This window comes from Streptosporangium fragile (assembly GCF_039534445.1).
GTDB classification, from domain to species: domain Bacteria; phylum Actinomycetota; class Actinomycetes; order Streptosporangiales; family Streptosporangiaceae; genus Streptosporangium; species Streptosporangium fragile.
The window spans coordinates 57,998-74,498 of the sequence record NZ_BAAAVI010000009.1 but is presented as its reverse complement, the minus strand read 5'-3'; the positions used below and the strand labels follow the sequence as shown (position 1 = coordinate 74,498).

15 protein-coding genes, 1 tRNA gene and 1 pseudogene are annotated in these 16,501 nt (G+C 70.2%); 6 read left to right on the top strand and 11 right to left on the bottom strand.

Annotated features, from left to right (window positions below):
• Positions 1-19: 19 nt before the first annotated feature.
• The 8 genes from ABD841_RS08455 to aceE form a co-directional block, all read right to left on the bottom strand.
• Positions 20-1,135: a sensor histidine kinase gene (locus ABD841_RS08455; protein WP_344969518.1), complete on the bottom strand. Its 1,116-nt coding sequence runs from the start codon at positions 1,133-1,135 to the stop codon at positions 20-22.
• Positions 1,132-1,785: a response regulator transcription factor gene (locus tag ABD841_RS08450; protein ID WP_344969516.1), complete on the bottom strand. Its 654-nt coding sequence runs from the start codon at positions 1,783-1,785 to the stop codon at positions 1,132-1,134. Before ABD841_RS08450 ends, ABD841_RS08455 begins: the two co-directional genes overlap by 4 nt.
• 128 nt (positions 1,786-1,913) lie before the next feature.
• The gene (locus tag ABD841_RS08445) at positions 1,914-3,176 is read right to left on the bottom strand and encodes an ABC transporter permease (protein WP_344969515.1); all 1,263 of its coding nucleotides are present in this window, start codon (positions 3,174-3,176) and stop codon (positions 1,914-1,916) included.
• A complete protein-coding gene (locus ABD841_RS08440; RefSeq protein WP_344969513.1) occupies positions 3,173-3,970 on the bottom strand; it encodes an ABC transporter ATP-binding protein in 798 nt (265 codons plus the stop codon). The genes ABD841_RS08445 and ABD841_RS08440 overlap by 4 nt, the downstream gene beginning before the upstream one ends.
• A complete protein-coding gene (locus tag ABD841_RS08435) occupies positions 3,967-5,007 on the bottom strand; it encodes a peptidoglycan-binding protein (RefSeq protein WP_344969511.1) in 1,041 nt (346 codons plus the stop codon). The genes ABD841_RS08440 and ABD841_RS08435 overlap by 4 nt, the downstream gene beginning before the upstream one ends.
• Positions 5,004-5,510: a hypothetical protein gene (locus tag ABD841_RS08430; RefSeq protein ID WP_344969509.1), complete on the bottom strand. Its 507-nt coding sequence runs from the start codon at positions 5,508-5,510 to the stop codon at positions 5,004-5,006. The genes ABD841_RS08435 and ABD841_RS08430 overlap by 4 nt, the downstream gene beginning before the upstream one ends.
• Before the next feature lie 274 nt (positions 5,511-5,784).
• Complete coding sequence (locus tag ABD841_RS08425; RefSeq protein ID WP_344969507.1) at positions 5,785-7,344, bottom strand: alpha/beta hydrolase; 1,560 nt, start codon at positions 7,342-7,344, stop codon at positions 5,785-5,787.
• 92 nt (positions 7,345-7,436) lie between these two features.
• On the bottom strand, positions 7,437-10,184 hold the full coding sequence (gene aceE, locus ABD841_RS08420) for a pyruvate dehydrogenase (acetyl-transferring), homodimeric type (RefSeq protein ID WP_344969505.1): 2,748 nt from the start codon (positions 10,182-10,184) through the stop codon (positions 7,437-7,439).
• A gap of 690 nt (positions 10,185-10,874) precedes the next feature.
• Here aceE and ABD841_RS08415 point away from each other — a divergent pair.
• From ABD841_RS08415 to ABD841_RS08390, 6 genes are all read left to right on the top strand, one after another.
• A complete protein-coding gene (locus ABD841_RS08415) occupies positions 10,875-11,282 on the top strand; it encodes a secondary thiamine-phosphate synthase enzyme YjbQ (protein WP_344969504.1) in 408 nt (135 codons plus the stop codon).
• Between the two features lie 123 nt (positions 11,283-11,405).
• Entirely contained in the window at positions 11,406-11,834 is a 429-nt protein-coding gene (locus tag ABD841_RS08410; protein ID WP_344969502.1) for a DUF3052 domain-containing protein, read from the top strand.
• Positions 11,835-11,916: 82 nt separating this feature from the next.
• Entirely contained in the window at positions 11,917-12,375 is a 459-nt protein-coding gene (locus ABD841_RS08405; protein WP_344969501.1) for a peroxiredoxin, read from the top strand.
• Between the two features lie 60 nt (positions 12,376-12,435).
• Positions 12,436-12,747, top strand: coding sequence for a hypothetical protein (locus ABD841_RS08400; protein WP_344969500.1), 312 nt, complete (start codon positions 12,436-12,438; stop codon positions 12,745-12,747).
• A gap of 276 nt (positions 12,748-13,023) precedes the next feature.
• On the top strand, positions 13,024-14,148 hold the full coding sequence (locus tag ABD841_RS08395; RefSeq protein ID WP_344969499.1) for an ROK family protein: 1,125 nt from the start codon (positions 13,024-13,026) through the stop codon (positions 14,146-14,148).
• Between the two features lie 31 nt (positions 14,149-14,179).
• Positions 14,180-14,254 (top strand) — tRNA-Val (locus tag ABD841_RS08390).
• A 626-nt stretch (positions 14,255-14,880) separates the two neighbouring features.
• Here the strand turns inward: ABD841_RS08390 and ABD841_RS08385 are convergent.
• From ABD841_RS08385 to ABD841_RS08375, 3 genes and pseudogenes are all read right to left on the bottom strand, one after another.
• Positions 14,881-15,087: pseudogene (locus ABD841_RS08385) on the bottom strand (transposase); the annotation flags it as partial.
• 158 nt (positions 15,088-15,245) lie between these two features.
• Positions 15,246-15,446, bottom strand: coding sequence for a DUF397 domain-containing protein (locus ABD841_RS08380; RefSeq protein WP_344969498.1), 201 nt, complete (start codon positions 15,444-15,446; stop codon positions 15,246-15,248).
• A complete protein-coding gene (locus ABD841_RS08375; protein ID WP_344969497.1) occupies positions 15,437-16,264 on the bottom strand; it encodes a helix-turn-helix domain-containing protein in 828 nt (275 codons plus the stop codon). Before ABD841_RS08375 ends, ABD841_RS08380 begins: the two co-directional genes overlap by 10 nt.
• Positions 16,265-16,501: the final 237 nt, after the last annotated feature.

Here is a 16,501-nt window from a genome sequence, read left to right as displayed (position 1 = left end):
CCCGGCGGGAGCGGCCGGGTCAGCCGGAGGGCAGGCGCACGGTGACGACCAGGCCGCCGCCCGGGCGGGGGCAGGCCTCGGCGGAGCCGCGGTGCGCCCGGGCGATCGCCCGGACGATGGACAGGCCGAGCCCGGCGCCGTCGGCCGAGCCGGTGCGGTCGCGGTCAAGACGGCGGAACGGCTCGAAGAGGTCCTCGACCCGGCCCGAGGGAACGGCGCGGCCGGTGTTCTCCACGGTGACGACGCTTCCCCGCTCGTCCCGCAGGGTGCGTAGGACGACCAGGGCGCGCTCGTCGTTGTACTTCACGGCGTTGTCCAGCAGGTTGCCGATCATCCGCTCCAGCAGCACCGGGTCGCCCGACGCGGGGGCGGAGCGCAGGTCCGCGTCGGCCTCCGGTACGGAGGTCAGCGCCATCTCGGCCAGTTCCGCCAGGTCCACCGGGCGGCGCTCGGTCAGCTCCCGTTCGCTCTGCGCCAGCAGGAGCAGTCCTTCGATGAGCCGTTCCTGGCGGGCGTTGGCGGCCAGCAGCTCGGTGCCGACGGTCCTGATCCGCGGGGGGAGGTCCGGGGCGGTCATGGAGACCTGGAGCAGCGCGCGGTTGATGGCCAGCGGGGTGCGCAGCTCGTGGGAGGCATTGGCGACGAAGCGGCGCTGGCCGTCGAAGGCCCGGTCCAGGCGTTCCAGCATGGAGTCGAAGGTGTCGGCCAGGTCGCGGAGCTCGTCGCGCGGGCCGTCCAGGGCGATGCGCTCGTGCAGGGTGCTCTCCGACAGCCGGCGGGCCGCCTCGGTCATCGTGTGCAGCGGGGCCAGCACCCGGCGGGCCACGATCCACCCGATGGCCAGCCCCGCCACCCCGACGATCGCGACGGCCATCAGCGACCACCGGACCAGCGACGACATCACGGTGGTCCGGTACTGGTCCTTCATCTCGGCGACGGTCCGCGTGATCTCCTCCGCGCTCGGGGGGAGCGGATGGGAGGTGAGGGGGGCGCCGAGCACGATTCGCGGAGGCTGGTGGAGCGTCCGCTGGACCACGTAGTAGTTGACCACCACCAGCGCCACGCCCGCCAGGAAGAAGAGGCTCCCGTAGACGAGCGTCAGGCGCAGCCGCACCGTGATCCGCCGGGAACTCACAGCCGGTACCCCGAGCCGGTCACCGTCTCCACCACCTGCGGGGCGCCGAGCTTCTTGCGCAGGGTCATCACCGTGACGCGCACCGAGTTGGTGAAGTAGCTGATGTTTTCGTCCCACGCCTTCTCCAGCAGCTCCTCGGCGCTGACCACGGTACCCTCGGCTCGCATCAGGATCTCCAGGACCGCGAACTCCTTGGGACTGAGCGACACGTACCGGCCGTCCCGGAACACCTCGCGGCGGGCGGGGTCCAGGGTGATGCCCGCGCGGCTGAGCACCGGAGGCGTCGACTGAGGCGCGCGGCGGGCCAGCGCGCGCAGCCGGGCCACCAGTTCGGGGAAGTCGAAGGGCTTGGACAGGTAGTCGTCGGCCCCGATCGACAGGCCCTCGACCTTCGACTTCAGGTCCGCGGCAGCGGTCAGCATGATGATCCGGGCCGGGATCCGGCCGGTCGCCAGCCGGCGGCAGACCTCGTCGCCGTGGACGACCGGCAGGTCCCGGTCCAGCACGATCACGTCGTAGTCGTTGACCGCGGCCCGTTCCAGGGCCGCGTCGCCGTCATGGACCACGTCCACGGCCATGGTCTCCCGCCGCAGGCCGGTCGCCACGATCTCGGCGAGCACCCGCTCGTCCTCCGCAATGAGCACCCGCATGGTCGCCATCCTGCTTTCCGGCGGCTAAACACCAGATAAAGGGTGATCGGTCCGCGCCGGGCCACCGCGCCGACCTGACCGCCTTCGGCCTCGACCCGGTCGAGGCCCCGGCCCTCGCGCGCGTGGCTTCAGGGGGTGCCGAGGGCGAGGGTGGGGGACATCCGGGCGGCGCGCATCGCGGGGTAGATCCCGGCGACGGTCCCCACCAGCAGGGTCGCCGCGAGACCTCCGGCCGGCGCCCAGATCGGGACGACGGCCGGCAGGTCCCGCACGGCCGCGTAGCCGGCCGTGACCAGGGAACCCAGCGCCGCGCCGGCGATGCCGCCCAGGCCGGCCAGGAGCAGCGACTCGGTCAGGAACTGGCCGCACACCTGTCCCCGGGTGGCGCCGAGGGAACGGCGCAGGCCGATCTCGCGGCGGCGCTCCAGCACCGAGATGACCATGGTGTTGGCCACGCCGACCCCGCCGACCAGCAGCGCGACCGCGCCGACGCCGAGCAGCAGGTCGGTGAACGCCCCGTCGGCCGCGGCCCTGGCCGCCAACGCGTCGGACGGCCTGCCGACCTCGACCTCCTCCGGCTTCTCCGGGTTGACGGTCCGTGGAAGCACCGCCCGTACGTCGCCGACCGCCTCGTCGGCGGAGCGGACGTAGATCGTGGTCGGGTGACCGTCGAAGCCCAGGAACCGCTCGGCCGCCTCGAATCCGACGAGCACCGACCGGTCGATCTCCGGTGCGAGCGGGGACGGCGCCAGGACGCCGGTGACCGTCCACCACCGGCCGTCGATCCACACCTGGTCGCCCGCCTCCTGCACGGCCAGCCGCCGGGCCGCCAGCGCGCCGAGCGTCACCGCGCGCTGCCCGGCCGTGGCCTCGTTGAGCCAGGTGCCGGCGGACACCTCCATCCGGAGCGTGCCGAGCAGGTCGAGCGAGGCCGACCGGACGACGAGCCCACCGGTGCGTTCCTGGGGGATCTTGTCGGTGCGCCGGACGTTGCGGCCGGTGTCGCCGGTCGCGCCGGTCGCGGTCACCGGGCCGATCCCGGCGGCCATGGCCACCGACTCCTTCGGCAGCTTCGCCTCGGCGCCGAACAGCGTCCGGCCGGCGGTGACGGTGAGCAGGCCGGTGCCGAGCCGGTCGAGCTGGTCGAGCAGCTGTGCCTTGCTGGAGGACGAGATCCCGACAACGGCGATCATGGTCGCGACGCCGATCGCGACGCCCAGCGCCGACAGGACCACCCGGGTCGGCCGGGTACGCAGCCCCCAGGCGCCCACTCTCAGTAGATCGGTCCAGCTCAGCCGGGCCGGCGCGAGTCCTCGCGCGGGCCGGCCGCGGTTCCGCCCGGCGCACGCCGGACCGGGGCCGTCGCCGTACGCGGTGCCCGGCCGGCTCACAGCGCGCCTCCCGCGGACGCCGGCCTGCCGGAGCCGGTGGACGCCCGTTTCCCGGGAGCGGTGAGATCCCGCCCGTCGGGGCCGATGGACGCCCGGTCTCCAGCGCCGGCGGGGTCCCGCTCGTCGGAGACGATACGGCCGTCGCGGAGCAGGACCCGGCGGGGGGCCGCGGCAGCGACCTCGGCGTCGTGGGTGATGATCACGACGGTGGTTCCGGAGGCGTTGAGGTCGCACAGGACGGCCAGCACGTCGTGGCCCGAAGCGGTGTCGAGGTTGCCGGTCGGCTCGTCGGCGAGCAGCAGGGACGGTTCCCCGACCACCGCCCTGGCCACCGCCACCCGCTGGCGCTCCCCGCCGGACAGTTCGTTCGGCCGGTGGCCCAGCCGGTGGGCGAGCCCGACCCGTTCGAGCGCCCGGGCGGCCCGCTCCCGCCGCTCGCCGCGGGGCACGCCGCCGTACAGCATGCCGTCGGCGACGTTGTCGAGGGCGGTGACCCCGTCGGCGAGATGGAACTGCTGGAAGACGAACCCGATGTGCCGGGCTCGCAGCGCGGACAGCTCCCGGTCGGTCAGCTCTCCGACGTCGTATCCCGCGATGCGGACGGTCCCGGCCGAGGGGCGGTCGAGGGTGCCGATCAGATGGAGCATGGTCGACTTCCCCGATCCCGAGGGGCCGAGGACGGCCACCATCTCCCCGGCGGCGATCCGCAGGTCCACGCCGTGCAGCGCCCGGATCCCGCCCGGGTGGCTCTTCTCCGCGCCCCGCAGCTCGATCACGCTGGTGTGGGCGGTCATGTTCCGGGGACCTCGACCTTCGCGCCCTCGGTGACGCCGTCACCGGAGACCTCGACCCGGCCGGCGGCGAACAGGCCGGTCTCGACGGCGATGACCCGGCCGCCGGCCAGGCGGAGGCCGTAGCCGCCCTCGCGGAGGGCGAGGAGGGCCTCGACGGGGACCGACAGGACGTCCTTGTGCTCCTCGCTGCGGAGGTTCACGGTGACCGGGGCCTGGTCGAGGCGGCCGAGGTCCGCGGAGGCGGCCAGGGTGACCTCCAGGTCGACCGTGGACTCGCCGGTGGACCGGCCGTCCCGCTCGACGGGCTCCGCGACCGTGCCGACCGCGGAGATGCGGCCCCTGACGCCGTCACCGCCCGGCAGTTCCACCGTAACCGGGGCGCCGATCCTCGCGAGCCGCTGGTCGGCGGAGTCGAGGTCGACGTGGACGACCCGGCGGGTGCCGGTCGTGACGACCGCGGACTGCCCGGCCGGCGTTCCGGGCTCGGCGGTGACCTCGGCGATCCGTACCGGGCCGGACGCGACGGCGACCTGGCTCGCGTCGACCATGCCGGTCTTCGCCAGGCCCACGTCGTCCTGCCACTCCCGTACGGCCCGCCCGGTCAGCCGGGAGAAGTCCCCGTCCACGGTTCCGGGGTCGTAGCCGAGCGCCTTGAGGTTGCGTTCGAGCTGCCGGACGTCCTGGCCGCTCGCGGACGCCGACAGCGTGCGGTAGACCGGGATGTCGCCGTACATCAGGATCACCGGTCTGCCGTCCACCTGGTAGAGCCAGCCGCCCCGCCGTACCACGGATCCCTCCTTCCGGACCCGGCTGACCATGCCCCGGGCGTGGTTGGGCAGCGCGCGGCGACCGGAGTAGCCGAGTGTGCCGTCGACGGCCTTGGTGTCCGCCAGGTCGGAGCGGGTGATCTCCGCGGTCGCCGCGGCGGCGGCCGCGGGGGTGCCGCCGTCCTGGCCGGTCAGGGCGAAGGCCGCCGCACCGCCGCCGGCGAGCAGGACGGCGGTCGCGGTCCCGGTGAGGACCTTGCCGCGCCTCACGGCAGGTTCCCCGGTGAGGGCAGGTGATCGCGGCAGGCCTCCAGCGCCTTTTCGGTCTTCGGGGAGTCCGGGTCGACCCCGTTGCCGCTGAACCTGACCGAGCCACCGGAGAAGTCGGGGTCGGGCATGTCCACTCCGTGCCCGCGCATGCACCGGGCCAGCGCGAGAAACGCATCCTGGATTTCCGGGTCGTTGGAGTATGTGCTTTCCGGGCCGAACGGGCTGTATTTTCCGCAGGCCTTTCCGGCCTCCTCCAACCGCTCCGCATCGGCTTTCCTGCGGATCATGACGCTGCCGCCGCCGCCGGGCTCGGGATCGGCCATGTCGATGCCGTGCTCGCGCATGCACTGGGCGAACTTCAGGCCATCCTCCTCCGAGGATTCCTGCGATGACGCGGCCGAGGGGACCGCCCCTCCGGCGGAGACGACCTCGGAGGTCTGCGGCTGCCCACACGCGGTCAGCGCCGCGAGGGAGACGACCGCCGCTGCCAAATATCTTCTCATTCCCGTTCCCTTCGACTGGGGAACAGGTATAGCGAAGACCCTGTTAAAAACTCCTTAAGCGAATTTGTTTAACCTGTCTTTATGTCCGCGCGCCGGCGGGGGGAAGCGGTCTTCCGGGAGAGGCGTTCCCCCCGGTGAGAGACGGCCCGCCCCGTCGCTCCCCGCCGCGGGTGCGGAGCGACGAGGCCACGGTTCGGTACGGCGGAGTCGTGGTTCGGCATGGCGAGGTCACGGCTCGGGACGGGGCCAGGTCACGGCTTGCGGCAGGGGCGGGTCACGAGCTGGGGCAGGTGGTGTCCGCCGCCGGGACCTTACCGCTGAGGAGGTAGTCGTCGGCGGCCTTCTTGACGCACGCGTCGCCGGACAGGTAGGCGCCGTGCCCCTCACCCTTGTACCTGACCAGGACGCCCGTCTTGAGCTGCTCGGTCAGCTTGGGCGCCCACTCGTACGGGGTGGCGGGGTCGCCGCTGCCGCCGATCACCACGATCGGGGCGGAGCCCGAAGCGTCGATCCTCCTGGCTTCGTCGCTGCCGGGAACCGGCCACATCGAGCAGATCCCGCCCATGCCCGAGCCGCCGAACAGCGGGGAGATCTTCACCGTCCTGGTCTCGGTCTGGGTGACCTCCGCGCGGGTGGGCCGCTCCGCGGTGTCCACGCAGCTGATCGCCGGGAAGCTGCTCATCAGGGTGGTGTAGCTGCCGTCGGGCTGGCGGCCGTTGTAGTTGTCGGCCAGAGCCAGCAGGATCCGCCCGTCACGTTGCTTCATCGCCTGGCCGAGCGCCTGGTCCAGCAGCGGCCAGGTCAGCTTCGAGTACAGCGCGGCGGAGACGGCGGTGCCGGCCAGTCCCTGGGTCAGCACGCGGTCGCCGACCCGGAGCGGGTCGGTCCGCAGATCGTCGAGGAGCTGGTCGATGTTCTTGTTCGCGACGTCCACGTCGCTGCCGATCTCGCACTGCCCGGGCTCGCTCACGCAGTCCTTCAGGAACGCCCTGTAGGCCTGCTGGAACCCCTTTGTCTGGGCGATCGCGCGCTGCTCCAGGGTGATGCTCGGGTCCAGCGGGGCGTCCAGCACGAACCGGCCCACGTTCTTGGGGAACTGGGTCGCGTAGACCGCGCCGAGCTGCGTGCCGTACGAGATGCCGAAGTAGTGCAGCCGCGCGTCGCCCAGGGCGGCGCGGATGCGGTCCATGTCACGGGCGGCGTTCACGGTGCCGACGTGGGGGAGGAGCTTGCCTGACGTCTGCCGGCAGGCCGTCACGAACTCCTGGGTGGTCCGCACCGTCTCGGACCGTTCGGCCGCCGTGACGGACGGAGTGTTCATGGAGGTGAACTTGTCCATGACCGCGGTGCCGCCGCAGCGGACGCCGGAGCTGCGCTCGACGCCGCGCGGGTCGAAGCTGACCAGGTCGTAGCGGGCGTTCAGGGTGCCGAAGACCTTGCCGGCCTGGGCGAGGGTGTCGACTCCCGAGGCGCCGGGACCGCCGAAGTTGAACACCAGCGAGCCGATCCGCTCACCGGGACCGGTGGCCTTCAGGCGGATGAGCGCGATCTCCACGGATTCGCCGTCCGGCTTGGTGTAGTCGAGGGGGACCTTGAGCTTGCCGCACTCCGGCGCGGGCTCTCCCTGGGCCGGGGTCTGCCCGCCGGGGCGCTTGATGTCGGTGCACGGGCCCCAGGCGATGGATCCGGCCGCCGGGGCCGTGGTCGGGGTGCCGCTGTCGGCCGGTCCGGAGGCGTCCGCGACGACGCCGCCCCCGCCGGTGCCTCCGCCGCAGGCGGCGAGCGCGGTGGACAGGGCCGCGACCGCCGCGGCCCCCTTCAGCTTCACGGGCATGAACTGCTCCCCTGGTCTCGGTCGCCGGGGGAAGCGATTCCACACTAACCGGGCGGACTCTTCTAAACAAAGAAGAGCCCGCCCGGAAACGGTCAGAGTCCCATGGACTGCGTGTCGTTGCTCTCGGCGCCGCCGGCCTCGGTCACGCCGTTCTTCAGGTGGTACTTGGCGATCGCGTCGCTCAGCACCGCCGCGTTCAGCTCGCCCCGCCTGACCAGCTGGGTGAGCACGGCCAGGGTGATCGAGGCCGCGTCGACGTGGAAGTGGCGGCGCAGCGCCGACCGCGTGTCCGACAGGCCGAAGCCGTCGGTGCCCAGGGAGCTCCAGTCGCCCGGCACCCACTGGGCGATCTGGTCCTGTACGGCGCGCATGTAGTCGCTGACGCCCACGAAGGGCCCCTGCGCCGCCGAGAGCACCCGCGTCACGTACGGCACGCGCTGCTCGCTCTCGGGGTTGAGCAGGTTGTGCTCCTCGGCGGCGAGCGCCTCGCGGCGCAGCTCCGACCAGGAGGTGGCCGACCACACCTCGGCCGCCACGCCCCAGTCTTCGGCCAGCATCCGCTGGGCCTCCATCGCCCACGGCCCGGCGACGCCGGAGGCCAGGATGTTGGCCCGCGGCCCCTGGATCTGCGGCGCGGGGGCGAACCGGTACAGGCCCTTGAGCAGGCCGTCCACGTCCAGACCGGCCGGCTCGGCGGGCTGGGCGTAGGGCTCGTTGTAGACGGTCAGGTAGTAGAAGACGTTCTCCGCCTGCTCGCCGTACATCCTGCGCAGGCCGTCCTGGACGATGTGGGCCACCTCGAACGCCCACGAGGGGTCGTACGAGACCGCGGCCGGGTTCGTCGAGGCGATCAGCGGGGTGTGGCCGTCCTCGTGCTGGAGGCCCTCACCGTTCAGCGTCGTGCGGCCGGCGGTGGCGCCGAGCAGGAAGCCGCGGCCCATCTGGTCGGCCAGCTGCCACATCTGGTCGGCGGTGCGCTGCCAGCCGAACATCGAGTAGAAGATGTAGACCGGGATCATGTGCTCGCCGTGCGTGGCGTACGACGAGCCGACCGCGATCGTCGAGGCCATCGAGCCCGACTCGCTGATGCCCTCGTGCAGGATCTGACCCTCGGTCGACTCCTTGTACGACAGCAGCAGCTCGCGGTCGACCGCCTCGTACGTCTGGCCGTGCGGCGAGTAGATCTTCGCCGTCGGGAAGATCGCGTCGAGGCCGAAGGTGCGCGCCTCGTCCGGGATGATCGGCACGAAGCGGTGACCGATCTCCTTGTCGCGCATGAGGTCCTTGAGCAGGCGGACGAACGCCATGGTGGTGGCGACGTTCTGCTTGCCGGAGCCCTTCTTCAGCTGCGAGAAGGCCGTGTCGCCGGGGAGCGCGAGCGGCTTGGCCCGGACCACGCGCTTGGGCAGGAAGCCGCCCAGGGCCGCGCGGCGCTCCTTCATGTACTGGATCTCCGGGTCGTTCTCGCCCGGGTGGAAGTAGGGCGGCAGGTCGCCTTCGAGGGCGGAGTCGGGGATCGGCAGATAGAGCCGGTCGCGGAACTCCTTCAGGTCGGCCTTGGACATCTTCTTCATCTGGTGCGTCGCGTTGCGCGCCTCGAAGTCCTTGCCGAGCGTCCAGCCCTTGATGGTCTGGGCGAGGATGACCGTCGGCTGGCCGACGTGCTCGCGGGCCGCCTTGTAGGCCGCGTAGACCTTGCGGTAGTCGTGACCGCCGCGCGACAGCTTGCGGATGTCCTCGTCCGACAGGTGCTCGACCATCTTGCGCAGGCGGGGGTCGTCGCCGAAGAAGTTCTCGCGGATGTACGCGCCCGACTCGACGGAGTAGGTCTGGAACTGGCCGTCGGGAACGGTGTTCATCTTGTTGACGAGCACGCCGTCGACGTCGGCCGCCAGCAGCGGGTCCCAGTCGCGGCCCCAGACGACCTTGATGACGTTCCAGCCGGCGCCGCGGAAGTAGGACTCCAGCTCCTGGATGATCTTGCCGTTGCCGCGTACCGGGCCGTCGAGACGCTGCAGGTTGCAGTTGATGACGAAGGTGAGGTTGTCGAGCTCCTCGCGGGCCGCCAGGCCGATCGCGCCGAGCGACTCCGGCTCGTCCATCTCGCCGTCGCCGAGGAAGCACCAGACATGGCTGCGGCTGGTGTCCTTGATCTTCCGGTTCAGCAGGTAACGGTTGAACCGGGCCTGGTAGATCGCCCCGATCGGGCCGAGGCCCATGGAGACCGTGGGGAACTCCCAGAAGTCCGGCATCAGGCGCGGGTGCGGGTAGGAGGGCAGCCCGCGGAAGCCGTGCGAGAGCTCCTGCCGGAAGGCGTCCAGCTGATTCTCGTTGAGACGGCCCTCGAGGAAGGCGCGGGCGTAGATGCCCGGAGCCGCGTGACCCTGGATGAAGACCTGGTCTCCGGACTCGCCGTGGTCCTTGCCGCGGAAGAAGTGGTTGAAGCCGACCTCGTAGAGCGACGCGGCCGAGGCGTAGGTGGCGATGTGCCCGCCGACGTTGGTGCGGGCGTTGGCCCGGGTCACCATGACGGCGGCGTTCCACCGGGTGTAGGCGCGGATCCGGCGCTCGACGTACTCGTCGCCGGGGAACCAGGGCTCGCGCTCCGGGGGAATGGTGTTGATGTAGTCGGTGCTGCGCAGGCCGGGCACGCCGACCTGGTGCTCGCGAGCCCGCTCCAACAGCCGGAGCATGAGATAGCGGGCGCGGGTGCGACCTTCCGTCTTGACGACGTTGTCGAGCGACTCGAGCCACTCCTGGGTCTCACTGGGGTCGACATCAGGAAGCTGGCTGGGTAGGCCGTCGCTGATGATCGAGAAACGCTGGCGTCCGGAAGCCACTGGGTCTCGCCTTCCGAGGATGGACTTTTGTCTGGTGTAGGTCGTCTTCCATCCTGGTCGCTTACCCCGGAAAGTGCATCTCTACTGACCGGTAACCAGGATATCCCTGCTGGCAGGGGTATATAAGTGGCCTAGACCACCGATGGTAGGACGAATTGCCACCAAAGGTTACAACGAGGTTCCTCCTTTTTTACAGTTCCCCTCCCTGGGAATCTCCCTCCCCTCGTCCCCTCTGGTCAGGAGCCCCCGCCGCACGTCCCGAGAGGCCGGGACGGGGAAGAAGCCGGGCCCGACGGCGGGTGAGGAACCGCACGCCGCGAGCGCCTGCCCGGACGCGCGGGCGTCACCCGCGTGTATCCGCAGGTGAGTATGCGCGCCCACCGGTAAACGTACCTACCCGCCGGCGGGTGCGCGTACCCGCCGGGGCCTCCGCCTCTTCGCCGGTGGGCAAACCCCGCGCGCCGGTGGAGGCGCCCGCGCGCCCGCCGACGGGCGCGCCCGAGCTCGCCGGTGCGCGCAGAGCTCTCCATATGTACGTAAAACTCTCCATGCCTGTAACGCGCTACTCTCCTCCCCGGCACCCTGTGCCAGGGAGGCCCGCCCCCCGGGGCTCGCGGAGGGCGGGCCTCCGTGTGTCACAGACCGGGCACGGCCGTCGTCCCAGCTCAGGATGGATCGTAGGATCGGTATGTGAGATCTCAGACGATCGAGGTGGTAACGGGGGCCCGAGAGCGGGTGCACGACATCACCTCCGAGTGCGAGAGCTTCGTCCGGTCATGTGGGGGAGACGGGCTGCTGCACGTCTTCGTCCCCCACGCGACGGCGGGGGTCGCGCTGCTCGAACTCGGTTCGGGCAGCGACGACGACCTGCTCGCGGCCCTGGAAGATCTTCTTCCGGCCGACGACAGATGGAAGCATGCGCACGGTTCCAGGGGGCATGGACGGTCACATGTCATGCCCGCCCTCATTCCGCCGTACGCCACCGTCCCGGTCCTGTCGGGGCGGCTCGCGCTGGGCACCTGGCAGTCCGTCGCTCTGGTGGATCTCAACGTCGACAATCGGGAACGCCAGGTCCGTTTGTCATTTTTGTCGGACTAGTTCATACGTAGCCCAGTCGTTGCCGTGGCGACCGTTGACGACTGAGGGTCACAGCGTGTGGACTGTGCCGAAGCACTCTGAGCACCGTGTGATTGCGGGGCCATTCAAGCAGGAGGGACAAACGTGAGCGCGACCGCGGGTCAGGCGCAGGGCGAACGCAGCCTGGCCGAACGACTCGGCCTCAAGCCGGGTCAGGTGGTGCAGGAGGTCGGCTGGGATGAGGACGCCGACGACGATCTGCGCGACTCCATCGAGGAGCTGACCGGCAACGAGCTGGTCGACGAAGACTTCGAGGACGTCGTCGACGTCGTGCTGCTGTGGTGGCGCGATGGTGACGGTGATCTGTTCGACACCCTGAGCACCGTGATGACCAACCTGACCGACGGTGGTCAGATATGGCTGCTCACTCCCAAAGCCGGCCGGGACGGGCACGTGGAGCCGAGCGACATCGGGGAGGACGCCGCGACCGCGGGTCTGTCGCAGACCAGCAGTATCAGCGCCGCCCCCGACTGGTCGGGGACGCGCCTGGCGACGCCCAGGGCGCGCCGCTAAGGGTCCGCCCTGCCGTACGGCTCGGGCGAGCCGTACGGCAGGATGATGGTGCCCGCCGCCATCAAGGAAAGGACCTTCGGGTATGGCCGTCGAGGTGGGGGCCCAGGCCCCGGACTTCGAGCTGAGGGACCAGCACGGCGCCCCGGTCAAGCTCTCGCAGTACCGGGGTAAAAAGATCGTGCTGATCTTCTATCCACTCGCCTTCAGCGGCGTCTGCGGCCGTGAGCTCGACGCCCTCCGCGACGAGTTCACCGCCGGGCTGCCCGACGACGTGAAGGTGCTGACCGTCTCGGTCGACTCGGCCTTCGCTCTCCGCACGTGGGCGGACCAGCAGGGATACGCTTTCTCGTTGCTCTCCGACTTCTGGCCGCACGGGCAGGTCGCGCGGGCGTACGGTGTGTTCGATGAGGAGAACGGCGTCGCGAAGCGGGCCACCTTCATCATCGACGGTGAGGGCGCGGTCCGCTGGAACGTCGTGAACCCGGCCTCGCAGGCACGAGACATCGCCGAGTACCGCAAGGTGCTCGCCGACCTTCCCTGAGCGGTGATCCGGCGGACGCCCACCCGGCGCCCACCGGGCTCGACCTTCCAGGAGGCGATCATGCCCTGCTTCTCCTGCGGGGCCAGGCAGACCGACCCGGTCCGCGGCGCCAGTCCGTGGACGCGCGGGGTGCGCCACCAGGCGCAGGTGCTCATCTGCCCGGACTGCCGGCGTATGCACGATCTCGACCTCGACACCTGCTCCTCCTGCAGCTCGGCCGCCCTCATCTGCAGGCTCGGCGAGGTCGAGTGCCGCTCGTGCGGCGCGGTGTGGCTCGCGCGCGGCGGAGACGAGCAACCCCCGTCCTGCGCGCCCGGCCTGGCCGACGAGGTGGAGGCCGCCCTGGCCAGGGTGCTGCGCAGGGTTCCCTGACGCCGCTTTCCGCGGAAGATTTTGACACCGTCTTCCGTGGGAGCTTTCCGCGGCGCTGCCGTCCTTATCCCTGCCAGGGTGCTGTGCAGGGTTCCCTGACGCCGCTTTCCGCGGAAGATTTCCGCGGCGCTGCCGTCCTTACCCCTGCCAGGACACTGCGCAGGGTTCCCCCGCACCGGCCTGTCGATATCACGGCATATATCGGCGTATGTCGCCATCTCCGCGTGCGCTAGGGTCGGGCTCGGCCCCGCTTCCCTCGACCCGCTGGACAGGTGCATGAGCTCCTTCGTTGTGGCCCTTGACGTCGGTGGAACGTCGATGAAGGGCGGCCTCGTCGCCCGTTCCGGCGAGATCCTCCGCATCGACCGCCGCGCGACCCCGCGCGACAGGGGCCCTGCCGCCGTGGTGGAGGAGATCCGTTCCTTCATCGGTGATCTCGCCGCGGCGGGTGGCGGCACCCCCGAAGGAGTCGGCCTCGCCGTCCCCGGCCTGGTCACCGCCGACACGGCGCTCTACTCGGCCAACATCGGCTGGCGTGGCGTCCCCGCGGCGGACTTCGTCCCGCTGGACGTGCCCGTCATGCTCGGCCACGACGTGCGCACCGGCGGCCTCGCCGAGAGCGTCCTCGGCGCCGGCCGAGAACTGTCCGACTTCCTGTTCCTGCCCATCGGCACCGGCATCGCGGGCGCCGTGATCGTCAACGGCGAACCGTACGGCGGCACCGCGGGCTGGGGCGGCGAGATCGGTCACATTCCGGTCTTCCCGCAGGGTGAGCCGTGCGCCTGCGGCCAGGTCGGCTGCCTGGAGACCTACGCCTCGGCCTCCGCCGTGGCCCGCCGCTACGCCGCCCGCCTGGCCGCGGCTTCCTCCGGGAACACGGCCACCGGCACGGCCTTTTCTCCCGAGACCACCGTCCCCGCCGGAACGGCCGCTTCTTCCGGGACCGCCGCCCCCGCCGGAACGGCGGTTTCTTCCGGGACCGCCGCCCCCGCTCTGACCGGCACGGCCGCTCCCACCGATGAGGCTGTTCCCCCGGCTCCCGCCACCGCCGAGCGGATCGCCGCGCTGACCGCCGCCGGTGACCCCGTGGCCCGCCAGGTGTGGGACGACGCCGTCGAGGCGCTCTCCCTCGCCCTGGCCACCTACACGCTGCTGCTCGACCCCTCCGCCATCATCCTCGGTGGCGGCCTCGCCGAGGCGGGCCCCTTGCTCTCGGTTCCCCTCACCGAACGCCTCCGGAATCGCCTGACCTTCCGCGACGCCCCACCCCTGCGCCAGGCCGCCCTGGGCGTGAACGCGGGCATGCTCGGCGCCGCCCTCCTCGGCTGGCGCGCCGCCGGATTCACCGACGCGGGCACCGAGTGGTCTCTCGATGTGCTGAAATCCCCCCGCGTGGCGTAAGGTGTTATCCCGTCTGTTCGACGGGATTCCCGGGCGCTTAGCTCAGCGGTAGAGCGCTCGCCTTACAAGCGAGATGTCACTGGTTCGAACCCGGTAGCGCCCACCAGTCACAATGGCCCCGTCCAGGATCCCTGGATGGGGCTCTGTGCCATTACCGTGCCGTTGGCCCTTGAGCTGGGAGTGGCGCGGGAACCGATCTTGGCGTCTCGTCACTTGATCAATGCGAGACCTCCCGACGTCGGCGTGAGCAGTATGCGCGAGGGACCACACCGCCTGGTGAACCGGCTGCCGGAGGCGGAGCTGCCTCCGGCGCTGAAGCTGATCTGTGGTCGTCTGGATGAGCGCGAAAGGGCTGAGCCGGAGCCTCCGGCTCTTCACCTTGTCCGAGAGTGACGCTGATCTGGCTGAGCGGCACGAGAAGGCCCTTCGTCCGGAATGGGGACGCTGATGCCGTGTTGCACGTGGTCGGACATCGGCGGATCAAGCCTTCGTAGTCATCACGGATGGCGAGATCTCGCTACCCTGAGTGATGAGTGTGTGGGAGGAGACCTGGGCGCGTGAGCTGTACGGCTTTGAGATCGAGCCCGAGGTCCGAGAGTGGCTTGACGATCTGAGCGACAGCGACTTCAAGCAGGTTGACGAAGTGGCCGGTCTGCTGGCGGAGAAGGGAACCGAGCTTGGCGGTCCATGGTCGGACCATCGCGAAGGGCCGGTCTGGGAACTGCGGGTCCGGCTCCGTGACGGTGCGGCGTTCTCCCGGCGCAGCCGCTTCAGCTCGGCCGACTCATCAGCGGTGCGGCCGGGCCGGCTGCCCTCGTCGGCCTGCGCCTGGCGGACCCGGGTGCGCAGCGTTTCGGCGGTGCCGATACCGAGCTTGGTGGCCACCGCGTTGATCGTGGCCCACTCGGTCGGGTAATCCGGCCGCACCTCGGCGGCCATCCGAATCGCTCGTCTGTGCAGCTCGGCAGGGTAGGGAGACTTGCCTGGCAGGGACTCGATCCTCTCAAGAGATCAAGTCTCCACCGGAACTGGGGCGATTCAGGCTGAATTGGCCTTTTGGTCCGGGCTACCGACTTTCCGTGATCGCCCGGACCAGGTCAGCGGTCGAACTCGCCGTTCTTGACGCCGCCGACGAACGCTCTCCACTCGGCGGGGGTGAAGAGCAGCTTGGGGCCGTCCGGGTCCTTGCTGTCGCGGACGGCCACCACCCCGGGCAGGTTGGCTGCTACTTCAACGCACTGGCCGCCGTTATCTCCGGAGCGTGACGACTTCCGCCATACCGCAGCGCTCAGGTCCATTCCTGCCTCGCATCCTCGATCATCTTGACGGACATGGGGTCAGGATAGGCCCACTGGCGAATCGCCTCATAGCGCTTCCAGATTGCGGTCACGATGTCATGCTCTGTCGTAACTTGTCCCACAGCAGAAGAGTCCACTTGGACGGCGTCGGGTTGTCCGTTCGGAAGCTCAGCGATCATGAATGCGCTCAGTAAGCCCGTCAGGCATTCCGGGTCGACGATCTGGATGTAAACGGTTGGCCTCTGTGTGACCTCTACCAGGTGACTGAGCTGTTCACGCATCACTTCGGCTCCACCGACCTTGCGGCGTAGCACTCCTGCGTCGATGAGTACGAGGACAAGCGGAGGATTGTCCCGATCGAGGATTCCTTGGCGTCGCATGCGAGCCCGAACACGCTCCTCCACCTCGTCGGGAGTGATCTGTGGAGCTTGGCTGAAGAGATGCCGGGCGTAGGACTCCGTTTGGAGGAGGCCCGGAATCAGGAGCGGGTCCCAGGAGCGGAGGACGAGCGCGGTGGGTTCGATTTCCTCGGCCCAGCTCCGGAACCAGACCGGGCCGCCGGGCTGGGCGATGATGCGCTGGTAGAGCCGGGTGAAGGAGACGCCGTCGGCCGTGCCGAAGAGCCGGTCCAGCCGCTCGGCGTCGGACTTCGACGGCGTCCGGGTGGCTTTCTCCAGGCGGCTCACCTGGGTCTGGGTGCAGCCGAGCCGGGAGGCGACGGCGGCCTGCGAGAGCTGCGCGGCCTCCCGCAGCCGGCGCATCTCGACGCCGAACCGCACGCGTGGGGAACCGGGGTCGAGAGACGGCACCACTTCCATCGCATTTCCTCCCGAATTAGAAAAAACGGACCTGTCGCCCGATCGGTGAAACCGAATTCAGCCCGCGACAGCCCGGAGGCTGTCATCGTTTCCTCTGCTCCGGGTTGCCGAACCGGTCGTCGAACCGATGCCAGGAGGGCATTCTAAACGCACGCCTTCTCATCCGGTAAGCGAAATAAAGAAAGCGCGTCACCGCCCTTTTAATCGGTGACAACGGTGCCTCCTGTGAATATGGCG